Source organism: Bradyrhizobium sp. USDA 4503, from assembly GCF_054055815.1.
In genome coordinates, this window is the sequence record NZ_JBSRXS010000001.1 from 5,713,966 (window position 1) to 5,735,634 (window position 21,669).

Annotated in this window: 23 protein-coding genes and 1 tRNA gene; 11 read left to right on the forward strand and 13 right to left on the reverse strand. The window is 65.1% G+C overall.

What is annotated here, in order from left to right:
* Positions 1–129: 129 nt before the first annotated feature.
* From ACVMIH_RS27250 to panE, 4 genes are all read left to right on the forward strand, one after another.
* Positions 130–714 carry a DUF2239 family protein gene (locus ACVMIH_RS27250; protein WP_168856115.1) on the forward strand — a complete coding sequence of 195 codons (585 nt, stop codon included), beginning with the start codon at positions 130–132 and terminating at the stop codon, positions 712–714.
* Between the two features lie 117 nt (positions 715–831).
* Positions 832–2,181, forward strand: coding sequence for an MATE family efflux transporter (locus ACVMIH_RS27255; RefSeq protein ID WP_456864073.1), 1,350 nt, complete (start codon positions 832–834; stop codon positions 2,179–2,181).
* Between the two features lie 110 nt (positions 2,182–2,291).
* Positions 2,292–2,897, forward strand: coding sequence for a 2-hydroxychromene-2-carboxylate isomerase (locus ACVMIH_RS27260; protein ID WP_057021342.1), 606 nt, complete (start codon positions 2,292–2,294; stop codon positions 2,895–2,897).
* Between the two features lie 111 nt (positions 2,898–3,008).
* Positions 3,009–3,929, forward strand: a complete 921-nt coding sequence (gene panE / locus ACVMIH_RS27265) for a 2-dehydropantoate 2-reductase (RefSeq protein ID WP_076833621.1) — start codon at positions 3,009–3,011, stop codon at positions 3,927–3,929.
* 106 nt (positions 3,930–4,035) lie between these two features.
* Here panE and ACVMIH_RS27270 read toward each other — a convergent pair whose 3' ends face one another.
* The 5 genes from ACVMIH_RS27270 to ACVMIH_RS27290 form a co-directional block, all read right to left on the reverse strand.
* Complete coding sequence (locus ACVMIH_RS27270; protein ID WP_076833623.1) at positions 4,036–4,617, reverse strand: c-type cytochrome; 582 nt, start codon at positions 4,615–4,617, stop codon at positions 4,036–4,038.
* Between the two features lie 194 nt (positions 4,618–4,811).
* Positions 4,812–6,089, reverse strand: coding sequence for a PQQ-dependent sugar dehydrogenase (locus ACVMIH_RS27275; protein ID WP_076833625.1), 1,278 nt, complete (start codon positions 6,087–6,089; stop codon positions 4,812–4,814).
* Positions 6,090–6,357: 268 nt separating this feature from the next.
* Positions 6,358–6,990 carry a DUF2865 domain-containing protein gene (locus ACVMIH_RS27280; protein WP_456864076.1) on the reverse strand — a complete coding sequence of 211 codons (633 nt, stop codon included), beginning with the start codon at positions 6,988–6,990 and terminating at the stop codon, positions 6,358–6,360.
* A gap of 287 nt (positions 6,991–7,277) precedes the next feature.
* Positions 7,278–7,352 (reverse strand) — tRNA-Gly (locus ACVMIH_RS27285).
* 160 nt (positions 7,353–7,512) lie between these two features.
* Positions 7,513–8,004: an SRPBCC family protein gene (locus tag ACVMIH_RS27290; protein ID WP_057021346.1), complete on the reverse strand. Its 492-nt coding sequence runs from the start codon at positions 8,002–8,004 to the stop codon at positions 7,513–7,515.
* A 222-nt stretch (positions 8,005–8,226) separates the two neighbouring features.
* Between ACVMIH_RS27290 and trxA the strand changes: the two genes are divergently transcribed.
* Positions 8,227–9,147, forward strand: a complete 921-nt coding sequence (trxA, locus tag ACVMIH_RS27295) for a thioredoxin (RefSeq protein ID WP_026192069.1) — start codon at positions 8,227–8,229, stop codon at positions 9,145–9,147.
* Between the two features lie 30 nt (positions 9,148–9,177).
* Positions 9,178–9,852 (forward strand): LON peptidase substrate-binding domain-containing protein, encoded by a 675-nt coding sequence (locus ACVMIH_RS27300; RefSeq protein ID WP_076833630.1) that lies wholly within the window; start codon positions 9,178–9,180, stop codon positions 9,850–9,852.
* Between the two features lie 100 nt (positions 9,853–9,952).
* On the opposite strand, the gene ACVMIH_RS27305 is transcribed toward ACVMIH_RS27300, so the two are convergent.
* The 6 genes from ACVMIH_RS27305 to ACVMIH_RS27330 form a co-directional block, all read right to left on the reverse strand.
* Positions 9,953–10,510 (reverse strand): cytochrome b/b6 domain-containing protein, encoded by a 558-nt coding sequence (locus tag ACVMIH_RS27305; protein WP_057021348.1) that lies wholly within the window; start codon positions 10,508–10,510, stop codon positions 9,953–9,955.
* A gap of 10 nt (positions 10,511–10,520) precedes the next feature.
* Entirely contained in the window at positions 10,521–10,817 is a 297-nt protein-coding gene (locus ACVMIH_RS27310) for a PepSY domain-containing protein (protein ID WP_156436601.1), read from the reverse strand.
* A 221-nt stretch (positions 10,818–11,038) separates the two neighbouring features.
* Positions 11,039–13,573: a bifunctional diguanylate cyclase/phosphodiesterase gene (locus ACVMIH_RS27315; protein WP_456864081.1), complete on the reverse strand. Its 2,535-nt coding sequence runs from the start codon at positions 13,571–13,573 to the stop codon at positions 11,039–11,041.
* Between the two features lie 161 nt (positions 13,574–13,734).
* The gene (locus tag ACVMIH_RS27320; protein ID WP_456783071.1) at positions 13,735–14,157 is read right to left on the reverse strand and encodes a PaaI family thioesterase; all 423 of its coding nucleotides are present in this window, start codon (positions 14,155–14,157) and stop codon (positions 13,735–13,737) included.
* Positions 14,154–14,960, reverse strand: coding sequence for a crotonase/enoyl-CoA hydratase family protein (locus ACVMIH_RS27325; protein WP_456864084.1), 807 nt, complete (start codon positions 14,958–14,960; stop codon positions 14,154–14,156). Before ACVMIH_RS27325 ends, ACVMIH_RS27320 begins: the two co-directional genes overlap by 4 nt.
* 11 nt (positions 14,961–14,971) lie before the next feature.
* Positions 14,972–15,322: a hypothetical protein gene (locus ACVMIH_RS27330; RefSeq protein ID WP_253588408.1), complete on the reverse strand. Its 351-nt coding sequence runs from the start codon at positions 15,320–15,322 to the stop codon at positions 14,972–14,974.
* 92 nt (positions 15,323–15,414) lie between these two features.
* Here ACVMIH_RS27330 and ACVMIH_RS27335 point away from each other — a divergent pair, with 92 nt between their 5' ends.
* The gene (locus ACVMIH_RS27335) at positions 15,415–15,951 is read left to right on the forward strand and encodes a TetR/AcrR family transcriptional regulator (RefSeq protein ID WP_456864087.1); all 537 of its coding nucleotides are present in this window, start codon (positions 15,415–15,417) and stop codon (positions 15,949–15,951) included.
* A gap of 46 nt (positions 15,952–15,997) precedes the next feature.
* Positions 15,998–16,195, forward strand: a complete 198-nt coding sequence (locus ACVMIH_RS27340; RefSeq protein ID WP_018269337.1) for a Trm112 family protein — start codon at positions 15,998–16,000, stop codon at positions 16,193–16,195.
* Positions 16,196–16,296: 101 nt separating this feature from the next.
* Here ACVMIH_RS27340 and ACVMIH_RS27345 read toward each other — a convergent pair whose 3' ends face one another.
* A complete protein-coding gene (locus ACVMIH_RS27345) occupies positions 16,297–17,517 on the reverse strand; it encodes a ubiquinone biosynthesis hydroxylase (RefSeq protein WP_076833641.1) in 1,221 nt (406 codons plus the stop codon).
* 206 nt (positions 17,518–17,723) lie between these two features.
* Between ACVMIH_RS27345 and tesB the strand changes: the two genes are divergently transcribed.
* Positions 17,724–18,587 carry an acyl-CoA thioesterase II gene (gene tesB / locus ACVMIH_RS27350; RefSeq protein WP_016841424.1) on the forward strand — a complete coding sequence of 288 codons (864 nt, stop codon included), beginning with the start codon at positions 17,724–17,726 and terminating at the stop codon, positions 18,585–18,587.
* Between the two features lie 43 nt (positions 18,588–18,630).
* On the opposite strand, the gene ACVMIH_RS27355 is transcribed toward tesB, so the two are convergent.
* Positions 18,631–19,521, reverse strand: a complete 891-nt coding sequence (locus tag ACVMIH_RS27355; RefSeq protein WP_316395419.1) for a DUF4339 domain-containing protein — start codon at positions 19,519–19,521, stop codon at positions 18,631–18,633.
* A gap of 330 nt (positions 19,522–19,851) precedes the next feature.
* Between ACVMIH_RS27355 and ACVMIH_RS27360 the strand changes: the two genes are divergently transcribed.
* Positions 19,852–20,190 (forward strand): P-II family nitrogen regulator, encoded by a 339-nt coding sequence (locus ACVMIH_RS27360; RefSeq protein ID WP_028335836.1) that lies wholly within the window; start codon positions 19,852–19,854, stop codon positions 20,188–20,190.
* A gap of 147 nt (positions 20,191–20,337) precedes the next feature.
* On the forward strand, positions 20,338–21,657 hold the full coding sequence (locus ACVMIH_RS27365; protein ID WP_253588405.1) for an ammonium transporter: 1,320 nt from the start codon (positions 20,338–20,340) through the stop codon (positions 21,655–21,657).
* Positions 21,658–21,669: the final 12 nt, after the last annotated feature.

The window sequence follows — 21,669 nt, forward strand, 5'->3', positions numbered from 1 at the left end:
GCATCCTCTGAAAGATCAGCGCAATCGGGCGACGTTTGGTGCCAGCGGGAAACCAGAAAGTCGAGATCCACGCGCCGCGATTGCCAAGAATTATCCGGCCAGTATGTCGCGCAATCTGAGAGGTCTACCATGAATCCTGCCTATGTCGCGTTCGAAGGCGAGCACCGCATCGGGGCCGGCGACCTCCCGGAGGTTGCGCGCGCCGCCAAGCAACACCTCGACCAACGCAAGGACGCCGCGATCCTGGTGTTCAACGGCCGCACCTCGGCGCTGGTCGATATCGATTTCCGCGGCTCGGTCGACGACGTGCTGGCGCGGCTGCCGCAGCCCGCACCTGCGCGCGACGAGGAGCCGACGCCGACCGCGCCGCGCGGCCCGGGACGTCCGAAGCTTGGCGTCGTCGCGCGCGAGATCACGCTGTTGCCACGGCATTGGGATTGGCTCGCGCAGCAGAAGGGCGGCGCGTCGGTTGCGATCCGCAAGCTGGTCGACGAGGCGCGGCGCTCAAGCGGCGACAAGGACCGCACGCGCAGCGCGCAGGACGCCGCCTATCGCTTCATGACTGTCATGGCCGGCAACCGGCCGAACTATGAAGATGCGATCCGCGCGCTGTTCGCCCACGACCGGCGCCGCTTTGCGACGCTGATCGCGGACTGGCCGGCCGACATCCGCGATCACGCGATCCGGCTCGCCTATAGCGATCAAGCGGACTGACTGGTTTCGAGTGACATGGATGGCGGCCCGGCCTGCCGGCGATTCGGTTCTGATCGAACTGAACCGCAGCCCCTGGTCCGCCGCCGTCGCTGACGTCGCAATTTTTGGAAGTTGAACGTGTCCAACCCTCCCTCCCTGCGCAAAGCCTTCCTCGCCTTCCTCGCGCCGATGCTGCTCAGCAACGTGCTGCAGTCGCTGTTCGGCACCATCAACGGCGTCTATCTCGGCCAGATGATCGGCGTCGACGCGCTCGCCGCCGTCTCGGTGTTCTTTCCGGTGATGTTCTTCTTCATTTCCTTCGTGATCGGCCTGAGCGCCGGCGCCTCGGTCATGATCGGCCAGGCCTGGGGCGCCGGCGAGCCCGACCGGGTGAAAGCGGTCGCCGGCACCACCATGACCGTGACGCTGCTGCTCGCGCTGGCGATCGCGATATCAGGCGGCCTATTCGCCCGCCCGCTCTTGATCGCGCTCGCGACGCCATCCGACGTCCTCGACGCTGCGGTGGCTTATGCGCGGATCATGATGATCACGATGCCCATAACCTTCGCATTCCTGCTGCTGACGGCGATGATGCGCGGCGTCGGCGACACCGTGACGCCGCTGGTCGCGCTGACGGTCTCGACCGCCATCGGCCTGGTGGTGACGCCGGCGCTGATCCGCGGCTGGCTCGGCCTGCCGATGCTCGGCGTCGCCAGCGCTGCGGTCGCCTCCGCGGTCTCGGGCGTGGTCACGCTGCTGTGGCTGCATGTCCATATGCTGCGGCACCGCCATGCGCTGGCCTTCGACGCCGCGTTCCTGCGCGCGATGCGGCCGAACGGCGCCCTGCTGCGCATCGTGCTGCGGCTCGGCATTCCGACCGCGATCGGCATGGTGGTGGTCTCGCTCGCCGAACTGGTGCTGCTCGGCCTCGTCAACGGCTTCGGCTCGGACGCCACCGCGGCCTATGGCGCGGTTAACCAGGTGATCGGCTATGTGCAGTTTCCGGCGATCTCGATCGCGATATCGGTGTCGATCTTCGGCGCGCAGGCGATCGGCCGCGGCGATTCCGCCCGGGTCGGCGCCATCGTCCGGACCGGGATCGAGATGAATCTCGCGCTGACCGGCGGGCTGGTCGTGCTCGGCTATCTCTTCGCGCGGCCGCTGATGGGCTTCTTCATCGTCGACAATGCCGTGCTCAGGCTGGCGCAGCAGCTGTTGTACATCGTGCTGTGGAGCATGGTGCTGTTCGGTATGGCGACGGTGTTCTCGGGCGCGATGCGCGCCGGCGGCACGGTGTGGATGCCGCTGTTGCTCTCGACGCTGGCGATCGCGGTGGTCGAGGTGCCGGTCGCGATCCTGCTCAGCCGCTCCATCGGAGTCAGCGGCATCTGGATCGCCTATCCCGTCACCTTCGCAACCATGTTCGTGCTGCAGATGGCCTATTACGCCCTGGTATGGCGCAAGCAGACCATCAAGCGGCTGATTTGACATCGCGCGCCGCGGCTCACATGATGACTATCATATTCTACAGATGGCGCCTGCGACAGCAGGTCCATGCTAAATAAGCCCAAACTAGACAGGCCGAGGGAGAGACCGCCGTGAGCCAAAATCCGCAATTCCTGTTCGATTTCGGCAGCCCCAACGCTTTCCTCAGCCATGAAGCAATCCCGGCAATCGAAAAGCGCACCGGCGTCAAGTTCGAATATGTCCCGATCCTGCTCGGCGGCATCTTCAAGGCCACCAACAACAAGTCGCCGGCCGAGACGCTGGCGGGCGTCAGGAACAAGCCGGAGTTTCAGAAGATCGAGACCGAACGCTTTCTCAAGCGCTTCAACGTCAAGCCCTACACCTGGAACCCGTTTTTCCCGGTCAATACGCTGAACCTGATGCGCGCGGCGGTCGCCGCCCAGTTTGAGGGCGTGTTCGAGAAGTATATCGAGGCCGCCTTCCACCACATGTGGGTCGAGCCCAAGAAGATGGACGATCCTGAGGTCGCCGGTAAAGCCATCGCCTCCTCCGGCCTTGACGCCGCGAAACTGTTCGCCCGCGCACAGGACGCGGATGTGAAGGCCAAGCTGATCGAATATACCTCATCCGCCGTCGAGCGCGGCGCGTTCGGCTCGCCGACCTTTTTCGTCGGCAACGAGATCTTCTTCGGCAAGGAGCAGCTGCGCGAAGTCGAGGAAATGGTATCGGGAAAGTGAGATGAGCGAATGGCCAATAGCGAGTAGCGAATAGTCGAACAGTATCCTTATCTATTCGCTACTCCCTATTCGCTCGCCTCCTCGGGCAACAACAAAGAAGGACAAATTCCCATGCGCGTTCTCGTGGTCGGCGCCGGTGCGATCGGCGGTTATTTCGGTGGCCGGATGCTTCAGGCCGGCCGCGACGTCACTTTCCTGGTGCGCCCTCGCCGCGCTTCCGAGCTCGCCTCCGCCGGGCTCGTGATCAAGAGCCCGAACGGCGATGTCACGCTGAACAACCCGCCGACCGTGCAGGCCGACAAGCTGTCGGACAAGTTCGACGTCGTGCTGTTGAGCTGCAAGGCGTTCGATCTCGAGGATGCGATCAAGTCCTTTGCGCCCGCCGTCGGCGACAAGACCGCGATCATCCCGCTGCTCAACGGCATGCTGCATCTCGATACGCTCGACAAGACGTTCGGAGCTCAGCATGTGCTCGGCGGCCTGTGCGCGATCGCGGCGACGCTGAACGAGAAGCGCGAGGTGGTGCAGCTGCAGCCGATGCAGTCGCTCGGCTTCGGCGAGCGCGCCGGCGGCCTGTCTGACCGGGTGCGCGCGATCGCTGAAACTTTCTCGGCGATCAACGGCGCCAACGCCAGCGAGCATGTGATGCAGGACATGTGGGAGAAGTGGGTGTTCCTGGCCTCGCTCGCCGCCTCCACCAGCCTGATGCGGACCTCGGTCGGCAACATCCTGGCCGCGCCCGGCGGCAAGGATTTCCTGCTCGGCATCCTCGACGAATGCAGCGCGATCGCCGCCGACGCCGGCCATGGCCCGGGCGGACCGTTCTTCCAGCGCACCCGCGGGCTCCTGACCACCGAGGGCTCGCCGATGACCGCATCGATGTTCCGCGACATCAAGGCGGGGCTGCCGGTCGAGGCCGATCACGTGATCGGCGACCTGATCGTGCGCGCCGACGCCGCCAAGATCCCGGTGCCGAAGCTGCGCACGGCCTACACGCATCTCAAGGCGTATGAGAAGCAGCGGGCTGGGTGATCTTGTAGCCCGGATGGAGCGGAACGAAATCCGGGAATCATCTCGCGGCAGATAGAGCGCCCCGGATTGCGCTGCGCTCCATCCGGGCTACGCACATTTTTCGTACCTACAAATGCGCCAGATAATGCGCGAGCGCGGTGATCTCTTCGTCGCTCAGCGGATAGGCAACATCGGCCATCGCGGCCTGGGCGCCGCCGGAGCGCTGGCCCGACTTGTAATCGTGCAGCGCCTTGACGAGATATTCCTCGCGCTGGCCGGCGATGCGGGCCACCGCCTTGGTACCGGCAAACGTATCGCCATGGCATGAGGCGCAGCGGCGGCCGGCGGCGGCCTGCTTGCCCTTTTCGGACAAGTCCGGATTGTCGTCCTTGCCGCCCTTGAACGGCGTCAGCGACGCGAAATAGGCACCGAGATTGCGGATGTCGTCGTTGTTGAGCTGCTCGACGATCGGCTGCATCTGCTCGTTCTTGCGCGCGCCGGCGCGGAAGAACACCAGCTGCCATTGAACGTACTGGTCGAGCTGGCCGGCGAGCGAGGGAATGTTCTCGGTCTGCGAGATGCCGTTGTCGCCGTGGCAAGCGGCGCAGATTTCGGCCTTCGCCTTGCCGGCGGCGACATCGGCGGCATTGGCGGACGACGCAACTGCGATCACCGCCGCGAACAGGATTGCAAAGGACGCAACACGCATTGCCAGTTTTCTCCACGGGTCATTGCCGGGCCTGGCCCGGTAATCCATCTGGCTTGCAGAAGGGTTTTTGTTTGGATGGATGCCCGGATCAAGTCCGGGCATGACGAGTCTGTTCCGTCGTTGGGCTTGCCGAACCACGTAAACGGGGCTGCGGCTGCCTGATCGGCCACCGCAGCCCCGCATTGTTTCAACCGTTACTTCTTGCTGTAGCTGATGCGATAGATCGCACCGGCCCAGTCGTCGGCGACGAGAATCGAGCCATCCTTGTCGAGCAGGATGTCGGCGGGACGGCCGAGATAGCCCTGGTCACCCTCGATCCAGCCGTCGGCGAAGATCTCCTGCTTGGCGTTCTTGCCGTCAGGGCTCGCGGTGATCTTCACGATGCGGCCGCCCTGGTACTTATGCCGGTTCCAGGAGCCGTGCTCGGCGATCAGGATGCTGTTCTTGTACTCGGCCGGGAATTGGCTGCCGGTATAGAACTTCATGCCGAGCGGCGCGACGTGCGCACCGAGATTGTACACCGGCGGGGTGAACTCCGAGCACTTGTGACCCATCGCGAACTTGGTGTCCGGCAGGTTGCCCTGGTGGCAATAGGGATAGCCGAAGTGCTCGCCGATCTTCGAGATCATGTTGAGCTTGTCGCTCGGCAGATCGTCGCTGATCCAGTCGCGGGCATTCTCGGTGAACCAGTACTTGCCGGTGCGTGGATCGACGTCGCCGCCGACCGAGTTGCGCACGCCGAGCGCCCAGATTTCCGCGTTGCCGGTCTTCGGATCGACGCGGCGGATCTGCGACACCGAGGTCGGCGGAATGCCGATGTTGAAGGGCGGTCCGAACGGAATGTAGAACCAGCCTTCCTTGTCGACGGCGATGTATTTCCAGCCATGCGCCGCGTAGGACGGCATGTCGTCATACACCACCTTGCCGCTGCCGAGATTGTCGAGATTGGCTTCGGCGTTGTCGTACTTGATCAGCTTGTCGACCGCGATGACGTAGAGCGCGCCGTCGCGGAAGGCGAGGCCGGTCGGCATGTTGAGGCCCTTGAGAATGGTCTTGACCTCTTTCTTGCCGTTGTTGTCCTTGATCGCATAGACGTTGCCGAGCCCGAACGAGCCGACGAACAGCGTGCCCTTGTCACCCCAGGCCATCTGCCGCGCGGCGAGCACGTTCGAGGCATAGACCTCGATCTTGAAGCCCGGCGGCAGCTTGATCTTCTTCATCATCGTCGCGAGCTCGGAATCCGACGCACCGGTCGGCGGACCGGACGGCGGGGCAAGGCCCTTCTGCGCTTCGGTCTCGTCGCCGAGGAACCAGTCGTCCGGCGGATGGGTCCAGAATTCCTTGGTGCCCGATTCGTACTTCTTCAGCGCACGATTCTTGTCTGTCTGTTGCTGCGCACTGGCGAAGGTCGTCCCCGCCAGCAGCACGATCGCCGCGAACGCAAGTATTGATCGATTGAAAGCGGATTTCATCGCGTCACTCCCCTACGCAAGCCGTTGCAGCTTGCCTGTTATTGATTTTGAACGCCCTGAGAGATGATGGTGGCGGTCTGTGAGGTAGGTCAGACGGCAAAATGGTAGCACATCCATCGACGCTGAAAAGCGCGTCCGCCGGTGTGCGCTGCGTCAAAACTAGTTGAGACGATATTTGAGACGAAATTTTCCTGAGCAGCCTGCCTGATAACAAGGCATTCTGCACCGCAGCGTGATATTCGAATGAAGCTAACGCTCGTGATCGCCTCTATCGCGACGACAGGCGCGCCAGACCGAGCGCTTGCGCCTTGGCCTTCGACAGCGGCCTGAATAACACGCCGCGCCGCTGTCCGCTCGTGATCGCCGCGATCTTGAAGCCGTCATCGGCGGCGACGATGTCGCCGGTCCGAAGCGTCATGTCGTCCTCGATCGCAATCGGCGACAGGCCGGTGGACGCGCCGGCGCTGCACGAGCATTGCGGCACCATCTCGCGCTGGAAGCGGAATGCATTGGCGAGCGCCTTGTAGGTCTCGCCGGCTTCGGTTCTGGCGCTGTCGATATCGGAGCTGGAGTACAGCTTCACCTCGGCGGCGGGACAGGCCGCCTCGCATGCCTTGACGTCCGCCGTCTCGCTGACGCGCGGCAACGGAAAGAAGCGGCCGTCGCAGGTCCTGACGCAGAAGTTTTGCTGGCCGCCCCGGTGCGACCGCGTCGTGATGTAGACCCGCGCTCGCGGCCGTTCGGCCGGCTCGAAGTCAGGCGCCGGCCCAAAGCCAGGCATGGGAGAGAAGCTGGGCGCCGGGGCATACGCCGAGTCGCTCGGCAATTGCTGCGCTGATGCGCCCGAACATGTCCAGACGCCGACCAGCACGACCAGCGCAGCGACGTTTGCGCGAGCCAAGCGGCGACTTAACCCGGAGCCGGCTTCCAACAGATCGACATCGTTCACGCGCTTGCCGCGCCGGCAAAACCGGCGGCAACCATTCCAGCGCCAACACAACCACAGATTTCTATCAGTTTTAAGAATGCAACGTTTGCCGGTTAACAAAGGCCGGAAACCGCCACGGCGGGCCGCGGCATCTTGACCTCGCAATCGCGCCGTGGAGACGCGACCTCGGGCCGGACAGCAAAAAGCCCGCGCCAATAGCGGGCCTTCATCAGACTGTCAGCTCGGTCAGCGAGAAGTTTTGGAGCGGGCGAAGGGGCTCGAACCCTCGACCCCGACCTTGGCAAGGTCGTGCTCTACCACTGAGCTACACCCGCATCCGAAATGGCGGCGATCGCTCGCCGGCAACGGCAGACCTATGCCAAAAGCTGTCTGTGAATGCAACACAAGAGCGCGGTCCGAACCTCACGAAATCGCACGGTTTCTCTAAAAATTGACCCCGAATCGGCCGAAACCGGCTGCGCCGCCGATTTCTTTTTAGATTTCCGCCTGATCCGGCCTCAGGGCCATCTCGTCCCGGAGCGATTCGAGCCAGGTCTCGAACCAGCCGGCCAGCGTCTGCGCCAGCTCGACGCGGCGGGTCGGGTCGCAATCGAACACGGCCCACCATTCGATAAAGGCCCGGTCGCCGTCGATCACCGGGGTTACCCGCAGGGTCGCACTGAAATCCGTCATCGGCAGGGTCGGGGTGTCGACGAATTCGTAGGTCTGGAAGCGCTCGACGTCGGACTGCGCGAGCAGCCGCTGCCGGATCCGCCGCCCCCGGTACAGCACATTGCGCACCGCCCCGACGGTATTGCCGGATTTGCCGTCCTCGATCTCGCTCGCCCCCGCGCCCTGGACCCAGACCGGGTAATTGTTGAAATCGCGGATGATTTTCCAGACCTCGCCGGCCGGCTGCTCGAACACCGTGCTGTAATAGGCCTTTGCCACGAGCGCTCCCCTGCTGTCATGAATGATCGCCATCATCGGCCGTTCCGCGGCACCAACCCACCCGATCTCCGATGGAACGGGACGGGCGGCCAAGCGATTGAATTTTGCCGGCTGACTGCCATTTACGGAGCATGATCCCGGAAACCGGTTCCCACTTTTCCGGGATCATGCTCTAGCTGACAGAACGGCTGAACGTGCCGTTCCGGGCGTGCTAGAACGCCCACCGGATTTCCGACCTCAGAAGCAGGCGAGGACAACGTGACGATAATGGAGCAGGGCGGCCCCACGCCCGAGGCAGCGCCCGATCTGATCAAGGAGACGACGACCCAGACCTTCGTCAAGGACGTCATCGAGGAATCGCGCCGTCAACCGGTCATGATCGACTTCTGGGCGCCGTGGTGCGGTCCCTGCCGCCAGCTCACGCCGATCCTGGAAAAGGCGGTTCGCAACGCCAAGGGCCGGGTCAAGCTGGTCAAGATGAACATCGACGAGCATCCGCAGATCCCCGGCCAGATGGGCATCCAGTCGATCCCGGCCGTGATCGCCTTCGTGGGCGGCCAGCCCGCCGACGGCTTCATGGGCGCGGTGCCGGAGAGCCAGGTCAACGCCTTCATCGAGAAGATCACCAAGGGCGTGCCGGCCGCCGGCGAGCCCAATCTCACCGAGATCCTGGCCGAGGCCGACGCCGTGCTTGCCGAGGGCGACGCCGCCCAGGCCGCGCAGATCTATGCCGAGGTGCTGGCGCACGACGCCACCAACATCGCGGCCCTCGCCGGCCTCGCCAAGTGCTACGTCACGTCGGGTGCGATGGAGCAGGCCAAGCAGACGCTGGCGATGGTTCCGGAATCCAAGCGCAACGACGCCGCGGTGAAGGCGGTGCAGGCGGCGATCGATCTCGCCGAACAGGCGGAAGCGGTCGGCCCGGTCGCGGAGCTGGAACAGAAAGTCGCCGCAAACCCGCTCGATCATCAGGCCCGATTCGATCTCGCCACCGCGCTCAATGCGATGGGCAAGCGCACGGAAGCGACCGAGCAATTGCTCGCCATCGTCAGGCGTGACCGCAAGTGGAACGACGACGGCGCGCGCAAGCAGCTGGTGCAGTTCTTCGAGGCGTGGGGCGGCACCGATGAGGCAACCGTCGAGGGGCGCAAGCGGTTGTCGACCATCCTGTTCTCGTAAAGCACGCCCGTCACAGCAGCGGGACCGCAGATGCCGATCAATGCCGAATATCGCGGGCCCGGCGAGCTCCCGGAGGTGATCCCGGTGTTCCCGCTGCCCGGCGCGTTGCTGCTGCCGCGCGGCCAGATGCCGCTCAACATCTTCGAGCCGCGATATCTCGCGATGATCGACGACGCGCTGCGCGACGGCCATCGCCTGATCGGCATGATCCAACCCGACGTGGCGCATTCGCAGAAAGAGGCGAAGCCGGTCCTGTTCCGGATCGGCTGCGTCGGCCGCATCACCCAGCTCGCCGAATCCGGCGACGGCCGCTACATCCTCGAACTGACCGGCGTCGCGCGCTTCAAGGTGGTCGAGGAGCTGACCGTGCAGACGCCGTACCGGCAGTGCAAGGTCGACTTCTTCTCCTTCGTCGGCGACTTCACGGCGCGCAAGGGTGAGGAGGCCGTCGACCGCAAGGCGCTGCTCGAAGTGCTGGCCGATTTCCTGGAAGCCAACAATCTGAAGGTCGACTGGGAAGGTATCGAGTCCGCGCCCAACGAGGCGCTGGTCAATGCGCTGGCGATGATGTCGCCCTATGGTCCCGCCGAGAAGCAGGCGATGCTCGAGGCGCCGGACCTGAAGACCCGCGCCGAGATCCTGATCGCGGTCACCGAGATGGACCTCGCCAAGAAGCGCACCTCGGGCGACCCGCCGGTGCAGTAGCTACCGACCGGGATCAGACGTTTGTTGTTTGGATCGGCTCGGCCCGCGATCGTCCACCTCTCCCCGTCGGGGAGAGGTAAACTTCCGGTGCGGCTTCAGCTTAAGAACGATTGCGCAGCTGCTTGCGGCCGGTGAACATCGCGCGCACCAGGTTCTGACGCTGCAGCAAACCGACCACGACGACGCCGAGCACATGCAGCCCGACCAGCACCATGACCGCATCCGAGGCATAGGCGTGGGTGTCCTCGACCCACCAGACTCCGAAGAAGGTCACGGTGACCTCCATCACGCCCGTGATTGTCGAGATCGCAAGCAGCAACAGCAGCGCCACCAGCATCACGGTGCCCGCCGGATTGAGCCCGATATAGCGCCCGGTGATGCCGCGCCGGAGATTCCAGATGTAGCGCGGCGCGGCGCGCAGGCGGACGCCGAGCCTGCCGAAACGCGCGTAGCGCGTGCCGGCAAAGCCCCAGATCAGCCGGAACGCCAGCAGGGCGATCACCGAATAACCCGCCAGCCGGTGCAGCCGGTCATAGGTGCTGGGCGTCACCCAGGCGACCAGGACGAGGATGGCGAGCGCCCAGTGCCACAGCCGCAGCGGCAGGTCCCAGACCTGCAGGCTGGTCGCGCCGCGGGCGCCCCGCGCCGCCTCCGTCATCGCGCCTGCTTCACTTCGCGATCGTGTGCTTCAGGCTGAGGTCTTCCGGGCTGTAGAATAGCTCGTAGAGCTTGCCTTCCTTGACGCCGTACACCTCGTAGCAGGAGCCCTCGATTTTCGACCGGCGCACCTCGTAGCCGAGCGACTTGGCCTTGGCTTCGGCCTCGCTTGCCGGCTTCCACGACGCCTTGTCGAGCTTGGTGCAATTCTTGTAGCCGTCGGCGAACGCCGCCGATCCGGTCAGCCCAAGAACGCTCCCAAGGACGAATGCTGCAAGCGCAGCGCTCAAAATCACTCTCACGCGCATATCCCCTCCGTTGACAATCATACCCACAACGCCTTCGCGCAGGGCACATGCGTGAAGAATGCTGAGGCGATTGCCAAGTCAAGGAAGCGCCGCGACGGCTGGCTTTAGAGGAATTCTAACGGTCGCCAAAACCGCTTTGCGCTCCACGCGCAGTTCGGTTTTGACCGCGTGCTGCGGCCTTACGCCTCATGCGTATCGGGCCGCCCGGCGCAGCCCATCGATCAGGACGCGGCACCCGCCATTGCAAGACGGACCGTAGGCCGTTCGGCCGCTGCCGGGGTTCGCCCGCCGATCATCTGTGCGACCTTCTCGCTCTGCACCGGCGGGCTGAAATGGAAGCCTTGCACTTCCACGCAGGCATCGGCGCGGAGGATGTCGAGCTGCTCCCTGGTTTCAACGCCTTCGGCCGTCGTGGTCTTGCCGAGGCTGACGGCAAAGCGCACGATCGCGCGCGCGATCCGGCGCGACTCGTCGGTCGCGCCGGAGAGTTCGGACACGAAGCTGCGGTCGATCTTGACCTTGTCGAACGGAAACTTCTGCAGAAAGCTCAGCGACGAGTAGCCGGTGCCGAAGTCGTCGAGCGCGATCCGCACCCCGAGATCGTGCAATTGGCTGAGCGCGGTAAACACCGCTTCGCTGTCCTGAATGATGGCCGTTTCGGTGACCTCGAGCTCGAGGCGCTCCGGCGAAATTCCGGCACTCGCCAGCGCGTGCACGATCACCGGGACCAACTCCGGACTCCTGAACTGCACAGGCGACAGGTTGATCGCGATCTTGAGGTCGTCGGGCCATTTGGCGGCCTCCGCGCACGCGGTGCGCAGCACCCATTCCCCCAGCGGCACGATCAGGCCGGTCTCTTCCGCCAGCGAAATGAACTGCGCCGGAGATACCATGCCTCGTTGCGGATGGTGCCAGCGGAGCAGCGCCTCGAAGCCGCAGGTCTCCCCGCTCGCGACGTGGATGAACGGCTGATAGTGCAGCTCGAACTCGCCATTGGCGAGCGCACTGCGCATGTCGCGCTCGAGGCTGCGGCGGGCCTGCAGCAGCCGATCGAGCTCCGGCTCGAAGAAGCGGAACGAGCCGCGCCCGCCGCTCTTGGCCGAGTAAAGCGCGAGATCGGCGCTGCGCAGCACCTCGTCCGAATCGGTGCCGTCGCGCGGAGCGATCGCAATGCCGATGCTGGTCGTGGTGGTCACCCGATGATCGCCGAGATCGATCGGCTCGCTGAGCGCCTTCCTGATCTTCTCGGCGAGCAGGCCCGCTTCCGTGACCGGATCGCTGACATGGTCGATCACCGCGAACTCGTCGCCGCCGAGCCGCGCAACCAGCGTCGTATCACTGACGGATCTGCGCAAGCGCGCGGCCACCGACTTCAGCAGCGCATCGCCCGCCGGATGCCCGAGCGTGTCGTTGACGTCCTTGAAGCGGTCGAGATCGAGCATCAGCACCGCAAGACTCGGTCCGCCGCACCGGGCACCGGAGAGCGCGCGCTCCATCCATTCCTTGAGCAGCACGCGATTCGGCAGATCGGTCAGCGCGTCGTGCTGCGCCATATAGGTGATCTTGGCCTCGGAGCGCCGCTGCTCGGTGACGTCGCGATGCGTCGCCACCCAGCCGCCGCCGGGCATCGGCTGCCGCGTCACGCAGATCAGCCGGCCGTCGGCGAGCTCGTCGACCCGGCTGTTGATCTCGCCGGCCGGGAGCGCGTTCAGTGTCGCGAGCACCTGCGTCGCGGCGCTGTCGCTGGTCTCGCCCTTGAGAATGCCGTTGGCGATGCGATGCCTGATGATCTCGCGATGGGCCGTGCCGGGCAGCAGCAGTTCCGGCGGCAGCCGGTACATCTTGGCGTAGCGATCGTTGCAGACGACGAGGCGCTTCTCTGCATCGAACATGCAGAGGCCCTCGCCCATGTGGTTGATCGCGGTATCCAGCCGGAACCTCTGCTCCTCCAGCGCCTTCTGCGACGCCTCGACCTGCTGTCGCGCCGACGAAAGCTGGCTGATGATCTCCTCGAAGCGGCGGGTGCGAAGCGCCAGCCGGCGATCCGCGAGCACACCGACCAGGCTCATCCCGAGCACCGATAGCGCCACACCGGCGATCACGATGGCGAGGAAGGCAGGCGAGAGCGACAGGGCCGCCGGAGCCAGCAACGGATCCGGAACGATCTCGACCGCGCCCATCGCGGTGAAATGATGCGACACGATCGCAAGCGTCAACAGCAGCGCAGCGACGAGCGACATCCAGCGGTCCTGACGGCGCACTGCGATCGCCAGCGCGGCGTAGCCGAACAGCATGCCGAGCACGACGGAGGCCGCCACGAGATCGAACGACCAGACCACGTGGCCCGGTACTTCCAGCGCCCACATCCCGAGATAGTGCATGCTGGCGATCCCGGCTCCGATCACGGCGCCGCCGACCGGCGCGCGCCAGCGGCTGGAGTCGCTGGCGGCAAGGCCGAGGCCGCCGGATGTCAGCATCATCGCCGCGGCGAGCGACAGCGCGGTGAGGACGATACCGTAGCCGGTCGGGATTCCCGGCTCATAGGCCAGCATGGCGATGAAATGCGTTGCCCAGATGCCGTAGCCGATGGCGGCTCCCGCGATCGCAATCCAGATCAGCCGGGTCCTCGCCTGCGATGCAATTGCGCGATGAAAAATATTGACGGCCACAATACTGGCAACGAAGCAGACCAGTCCGGCGAGCAGAACGAGCCGCCAGTCATGCTCACCTGAAAGGCACGTAAGAACACGAAACATGCGTCGGTCCATGGTTGTCCGTGCGCACAGGCTAGGCTGATTGAATTGTCTTCTCGATAATATTCTGCAACTTTCAGTGGCATGGTTATCCGCGCGTAAGCCGATTCCGCACCGAAATTGATGGCTCCATAAATTTCACAGTCATGCGCGATCCGCGCGGCTCAGCCTGGCAGCGGAACGAGCACGGTTTCACTGGTTGCAACCAGCGAGGTCTCACCTTGCTCGTTCTCCGCAAAAAGTTCCGCGCGCGCGAAGACCTGCCTGCGTCCGGCACGCAATGTGGTTCCTCTGGCGATGAAGCAGCGGCCCAGCGCGGGCTTCAGGCAATTCATCGAGAAATGCGATGCCGTGACGGAACCTGCGATCGACGCCGCGGCAAAGCCGCAGGCGGTGTCGAGCAGCGCCGCGATCACGCCGGCATGGAGGTGACCCGCATATTGGGTGAGATCGTCGCGCCAGGGCATCCGCAGTTCCACCGTGCCGGTGCCGGTGGAGACGATCTCAAAGCCGGCAAGCCGATTGAAGGCCGCCGACGCATTGGTCGCAACGAGACGTTCGAGATCGAAGCCCGGGCCAGTCGTCATGTAAAACTCCATTGCGGGGGTCGCCGTTCGAGATTCGCTCTGACGGCCTCGATGTGATTGGGCGAGCCGAGCAGAAGCGCCTGTTCGGCCGTTTCGGCCGCGAGTCCGGTCGCCGCATCGCGATCGGCTGCAAGATTGAGCAGCCGCTTGGCCGCGCGGATCGCATCCGGGCTGCGGTCCGCGATCGCGCGCGCCGTCTCCAGCGCGGCCTCGCGCGGCTGTTCGACGATGCGGGTGGCGAAGCCATGACCAAGCGCATCCTCCGCGGAGAAGATGCGCGCGGTGTAGGTGAGTTCACGGACCACATCCTCGCGCGCGAGATGACGCATCAGCTGCGTGCCGGCCATGTCGGGCACCAACCCCCATTTGGCTTCGATGATCGCAAGGCGCGTGCCGGGTGCGAGATATCTGATGTCGGCACCAAGCATCAGCTGAAAGCCGCCGCCGAAGGCGATGCCGTGGACGGCAGCGATGACCGGCACCGGCAACTCGCGCCAGAGCCACACCAGATGCTGCGCAAAGTTGGCAATGCCGTGGGTCCGCCGGCCGAGATCGGCAAAGGGCAGGATGGACTCGCCCTCCGTCGTTGCGACCAGCCGCTCCATGTCGAGGCCTGCGCAGAAGGCCTGCCCTTCGCCCGAGAGCACCACAGCGCGGAGCTTGCGGTTGTCCGCAAGCTGCGCACCGATCTCGGCGATCGCGGCGAACATCGCCGGATCGAGCGCATTGAGCTTGTCGGGGCGGTTGAGCCTGACGTCCGCGACGCCATCGGCGATGCTGAGGCTGATGCGATCAGTCGTCATGGTCGCCCTCGCTAATAGCCGGCGGCGGCGAGCGCCACGACGGCGCTCATCGCCATCCAGCCGAAGTGGCGGCCGCGGGTCGCCACCGCGTTGGCGAGCGCCGCGATGCCGAACACGACGCCGAGCGTCGCCACGATCCAGTGCCGCGCGGCATCGGAGGCCATCGCAGGCGCGGCGATCAGCAGCACACCGCCGCCGATCCAGGCAATGGTGCCGGCCTGATAGACCAGGCGAAGCAAGAGCCGCAGCCGCGGCGGCTCGACGGTGGCGCGCGCGAATATCCGGGTCTCGCCGAGCACGCCATGGATCAGGCTGACCAGAATGGCGACGACGCCTGCGCCCTGCAGCAGAAGATCACGCATCGCGATGCCTCCATACACTACTGTATGGATATGACACCGCCCGCTGGCGCCTGTCAATACACCTGTGTATGGTGGTGGCGGGACGGGGAACCATGACGGATCAGCTCTCGGTCAAGGACTGGCTCGATCAGGGCCTGAAGACGCTGGCGCGGCGCGGCTTCACGGCGCTCAAGGCCGAGCCGCTGGCCAAGGCCATGGGCGTCTCGCGCGGCAGCTTCTACTGGCATTTCGCCGACATCGGCGCCTACCGCGCCGCGGTCCTGACCCATTGGCGCGAGGTCGCGGCCGAGCAGGTGATCGCGGAGCTCGAGACCATTCCGGAAGGCGGCGACGCGCTGGCGCTGTTGCTGCGCCGTGCCTTCTCGGCGCGGCTGGCGCTGGAACGCGCGGTGCGCAGCTGGGCCACCGCCGATGCCGTGGCGCGCGCCGCCGTGCTCGAGGTCGACCAGCGCCGGGTCGGCTATATCGAAACCCTGCTGCGGCAGGCCGGATTCCCGGACGACGTGGCGCGCGGCCGCGCGCAGATCTTCTACTGGGCGTTCATCGGCTACGCGCTGTCCGAGCAGGCGCTGCCGAAGCCGCGTCAGCAGGCCGCGATCGATGAACTGCTGCGGATGGCCAAGCGCTGACAGCGCTTATTTGGATGTGCTACATCACGGCGAGCCGGAGACTCCCATGAATTCCACGACCGACCATCTCGAGAGCACTGCCGACCCAAAACTGCTCGAAATCCTGGTGTGCCCGATCACCAAGGGGCCGCTGGAATTCGACGCCGCGCGGCAGGAGCTGATCTCGCGCTCCGCCAAGCTCGCCTATCCGATCCGCGACGGCATTCCGATCATGCTGCCGGAAGAGGCGAGGAAGATCGATTGATGTCAGCGCGCAGCCCGGATGGAGCGCAGCGAAATCCGGGGAAGTCGCACCGCTGAAAGGCCGGCCCCGGATTTCGCTTCGCTTCATCCGGGCTACGAGGGCTAAAGCGCCTCGCCCTTCAGCAGCCGCGGCACCTCGCCTGACAGTCCCGCCGCCTGGCGGATGAACATCTCCTTCAGCGGCGGCGCGCGATCGACGAGCCCGAGGCCAATGTCGCGCACGGTGCGCAGCAGCGTCGATTCGTTGGAGAACAGGAAGTTCAGCGAGTTGGTGGCGACGCCCATCGCCATCGTATCGAAGCGGCGCCAGCGCTGGTAGCGCTCGAGCACGTCGGCCTGGCCGAGGTCCATGCCGAGCCGCGCCGCATCGACCACGACCTCGGCGAGCGCAGCGACATCCTTCAGGCCCATGTTGAGCCCCTGCCCCGCGATCGGATGGATCACATGCGCGGCGTCGCCGATCAGCGCCAGCCGTTCGGCGATGAACGAGCGCGCGACGAAATAGCCGAGCGGGAAGGCGCGCGGCTTGTCGAGCGGCTTGATCTCGCCGAGATGCAGACCGAAGCGCTGCTCGAGCTCGGCGTGGAATTGCTCTTCGTTCAAGGCGACAATGCGCGCGGCATCGTTGCGCGTCTCGGTCCACACCAGCGACGAGCGATTACCGGTCAGCGGCAGGATCGCGAACGGCCCGGCGGGCAGGAAATGCTCCTCGGCGCGGCCGTGATGTTCGCGCTCGTGCCCGACCGTGACCACGATGCCGGACTGGTCGTAGTCCCAGCCATGGGTCGCAATCCCGGCGCGCTCGCGCAGCTTCGAGCGGGCGCCGTCGGCGGCAACCAGCAGGCTCGCATCGATCACGGTGCCGTCGGCCAGCGTAACGCTGACGCCGTCGGGCCGCGACGCGAAGCTCGACACCGCGGCGGCGCGCAGCTCGACGCCCTCGGCTTCGGCACGGCTCGCGAGCGCATCGATCAAATAGCGGTTCTCGACCATATGGGCGAACGGCTCGCCGGGCGCGACATTGCCGGCGAAGGTCAGGAATACCGGGCGCGTCGCGTCCTCCAGCTTGGAGTCGGTCACGACCATATCCGTGATCGGCTGCGCCGTCGGCGCCACCTGGCCCCAGACGCCGAGGGTCTCGAACAGCCGCCGGCAGGCCGCCACGATCGCGGTCGCGCGCGGATCGCGGCTCGGGCGCTGGCTCAGCGCCGGATCGGCCACGATGACCGGGATGTCGGGCCCAAGCCCCTGGCGCAGCGCCACGGCCAGCGCCAACCCTGCAAATGCGCCCCCGCAGATGACAATACTTCGCTGTGCCGGCATTGCCCTTCCCTTACGCGCCTCACGCTCTCAGACTATGCTTGCTACCTGATAATAGCTGGGCGAAACAGGGGCCAGAAACAAGGTCACGAACCTAACGGACGTCATTCCGGGGCGATGCGTCAGCATCGAACCCGGAATCTCGAGATTCCGGGTTCACGCTTGCCCGTGCCCCGGAATGACCGTTCAAGTCAAACCGAAAGCCGCCGATGTCCAAGAGCCTGATCGACCTGCTGTCCATCCTCGATCTCGAGCAGCTCGAAGTGAATTTGTTTCGCGGCAACAGCCCGAAAACGAGCTGGCAGCGCGTGTTCGGCGGCCAGGTGATCGGCCAGGCGATGGTGGCGGCCTGCCGCACCGTCGAGGGCCGCCTGCCGCACTCGATCCATTGCTACTTCATCCTGCCCGGCGATCCGCAGATCCCGATCATCTACCAGGTCGAGCGGCTGCGCGACGGCAAGAGCTACACCACCCGCCGCGTCACCGCGATCCAGCACGGCAACGCGATCTTCTCCATCATGGTGTCGTTCCATGCCGAGGAGGAGAGCAACTTCAATCATCAGGAGAAGATGCCCGACGTGCCGCCGCCGGAGAAGCTGACCGCGGAGGAAGTGTCGAAGCAGCCGATGTTCAAGGAGATGCCGGAGTTCATCCGCCGCTATTACGAGAGCGACCGGCCGATCGAGCTGCGCCCGGTCGAGCTCGGCCGTTATTTCGGCCAGAAGATCGACGACGGCCGCATCCATGTCTGGATCCGCACCGCCGCCAAGCTGCCCGACGATCCCGCGCTGCATCTGTGCGCGCTCGCCTATGCATCGGATTTCTCGCTGCTCGATGCCGTGATGGCGCGCTACGGCCGCACGCTGTTCGACAAGCGCATGATGCCTGCGAGCCTCGATCACGCGATGTGGTTTCACCGCCCGTTCCGCGCCGACGAATGGCTGCTCTACGCGCAGGATTCGCCGAGCGCACAGTCGGGCCGCGGCCTGACACGCGGCCTGATCTTCAAGCCCGACGGCACGCTGGTGGCGTCCGTCGCGCAGGAAGGATCGGTGCGCGAGCGAAAGGCGTAGCGCTCACGCTCGAACGGAGCCGGTGGGCACGATGAGATCGCGCTTACTGGCCGGCGTAGGCGCCGCGCTCGGTCAGCGCGAATTGGGAGACGAACCAGTTGCCGTACCAGCGCAGCACCCACGGAATCGGGATCAGGAAGCCGCAGGCGATGGTGAACACGATGGTTCGCCACAGCACCTCGATGCCGGACGCATTGAAGCTGACCTCGCGGCGCGTGCCGTCGATGTTGCGGCAGATCCAGCGCATCCAGGCGGTCAGCACCCAGGCCCAGCCGATGATGGTGATGGCCGAGACCACCATCGCCACGTACCAGCCGACATAGGCGACCGGGCTGCCCTTGAACGAGATCGGCAGGTCCTGGCCGCTCGAGCTGAGATGGCCGATGATCCAGCGCACGATCATCCAGCTCAGGAAGCCCTGCAACAGCAGCGAGAGCAGCGTCACGATGTTGCTGTCGGCCACGCCGGCATAGGTCAGAAGGCCGAGCACGATGAAGACCCACCAGATGTCGAGCGGCTGCCCGGTGAAGGCGAAATGCGGCCGGCCCGGCACGCGGATATAGGGGATCGCAAAGCGGTACAGGCCGGTCGCGGTCCACGGCGCCGGGATGACGAGAATCTGGCCGATGAACATCAGGAGGCTGCGGCCGAACAGGCCCCAGATCGGGAAGTCGGCGGACAGCGTGCCGCCGCTATAGCTTCCGGACGCCACCACCGGCGGCGGTCCGCCGGCTTGCGGAAATACCGGCGGCGCGCCGGCGCTCGGGACGAGGCCCGGAATCTCCCCGGCCTTCTGCCAGCCGGCCATGCCCTCGGTCCACACCAGGGTGTCGGCCCCCACCGTGCCCCGGGTGATCAGGTCGCGGAGCTGGGTTTCAGGCAGGGGGCCCTTTTGCTGGCCTTCGGATGCATAAAACCAGTTTCGGTTCGACATTTCTTGTTTCCTCGGGGCGCGCGCACAGGGACACGCGATAGGCGAAACGAACCAGCAAGAGCGCTGGCCGGGGCGGGAAAGCCACATTGTGGCCGAGCGTTTCCATTCCGTACAGTGAGGGAGCACACGCGCTGCGCATGTTTTCCGCTTCAACCTGCAAGTTTTTTATGCCATTTGCCCAGAAAGCTGCCAGATTTGGCGAACGCGAAGTGCCGCTCGGGGATGGCAAATTGCCGCTCCGGGAGGCAGCAGGTGCCGGCTCGCGGGACGGCAAGTGCCGCTCCGGGACGGGCGCACACGGAAAACCTCAAGGGAATGAAGGCCTGAACCATGAAACTCGTCGTCGCGATCATCAAACCGTTCAAGCTCGATGAGGTGCGCCAAGCGCTGACCGCGATCGGCGTCCACGGCATGACGGTGACCGAGGTGAAGGGCTATGGCCGCCAGAAGGGCCACACCGAGATCTATCGCGGCGCCGAATATGTCGTGAACTTCCTGCCCAAGCTTCGGATCGAGATCGCCGTCGATACCGAGCTCGCCGACAAGGCGGTCAGCGTCATCACCGAGCACGCCCGCACCGGCCAGATCGGCGACGGCAAGATCTTCGTGACGCCGATCGATCATGCGCTGCGCATCCGCACCGGCGAGACCGACAACGACGCGCTCTGAACCCTGGAGCCTGATCCCTCGCGACAAACGCGGAAAGCGTTTGCGCGGAGATCATGCCCAAACAAAACGATCGAGATCATCGCCGGCAACGACGCCGGCGCACGCCACAACCGCACACCAAGAAACGACGACCGCCGGGGAATGATGATGGGGGCACGAGCTCTTCGTGCAGCGATATCAGCTGCGCCGATCACTGCCGCAATCCTGTTCGCGCAAGCCACGCCGGCCTTCGCGCAAGACTCGGCATCCAGCGCCGGCGTCAACGCCGCCGACACCGCCTGGATGATCGTCGCCACCGCGCTGGTGCTGATGATGACGATCCCCGGACTGGCGCTGTTTTACTCCGGCATGGTGCGCAAGAAGAACGTGCTGGCGACGATGGCGCAGAGCCTCACCGCCGTTGCGCTCGTCTCGATCCTCTGGGTCACCTTCGGCTATTCGCTGAGCTTCGTCGGCGACGGTCCTTGGCTCGGCTCGCTCGATCGCTGGTTCCTGACCGGCATCACCATGGACAGCATCAATCCGGCGGCGAAGACCATCCCCGAAGCGCTGTTCATGCTGTACCAGATGACGTTCGCGATCATCACGGTGGCGCTGGTCGCAGGCTCGGTCGCCGACCGCATGCGGTTCTCCGCCTATGTGCTGTTCTCGATCGGCTGGTTCATCTTCGCCTATGTGCCGCTGGCGCATTGGGTGTGGGGCGGCGGCTTCCTCGCTGCAACGGGCGTGCTGGATTTCGCCGGCGGTCTTGTGGTGCATCTCTCCGCCGGCATCAGCGGCCTGGTCGCGGCCAAGGTGATGGGCAACCGCCACGGCTATGGCCATGACAATCTTTCGCCGTTCGATCTGTCGCTCGCGGTGGTCGGCACCGGCCTGCTCTGGGTCGGCTGGTTCGGCTTCAACGGCGGTTCGGCGCTCGCGGCCAATTCGCGCGCGGTGATGGCGATCACCGCCACCCATCTTGCGGCCTGCGCCGGCGCGCTGACCTGGGGCGCGATCGAATGGGCGACGCGCCGCAAGCCGTCGGTGCTCGGCATGATCTCGGGTGCGGTCGCGGGACTCGGCACCATCACCCCGGCATCCGGCTTCGTCGCGCCGTGGCACGGCGTCGTCATCGGCATCATTGCCGGCCTGGTCTGCTTCTGGGCCTGCACCTGGCTGAAGCATCGCTTCAAGTATGACGACTCGCTCGACGTGTTCGGCGTGCACGGCATCGGCGGCCTGACCGGCACGCTGCTTGCCGGCGTGTTCGCGGCCTCGGCGATCGGCGGCACGTCCGGCCTGCTCGAGGGCAATCCGAAGCAGCTGCTGATCCAGCTCTACGGCGTCGCGGTCACCTTTGTCTGGTGCGGCGGCGTCACCTTCGTGCTGCTCAAGCTGGTCAGCGCCTTCGTCCCGCTGCGCGTCTCGATGCAGCAGGAGCTCGAAGGTCTCGACATCTCCCAGCATGGCGAGGCGCTGCAGTAAGTAGCCGAGGCG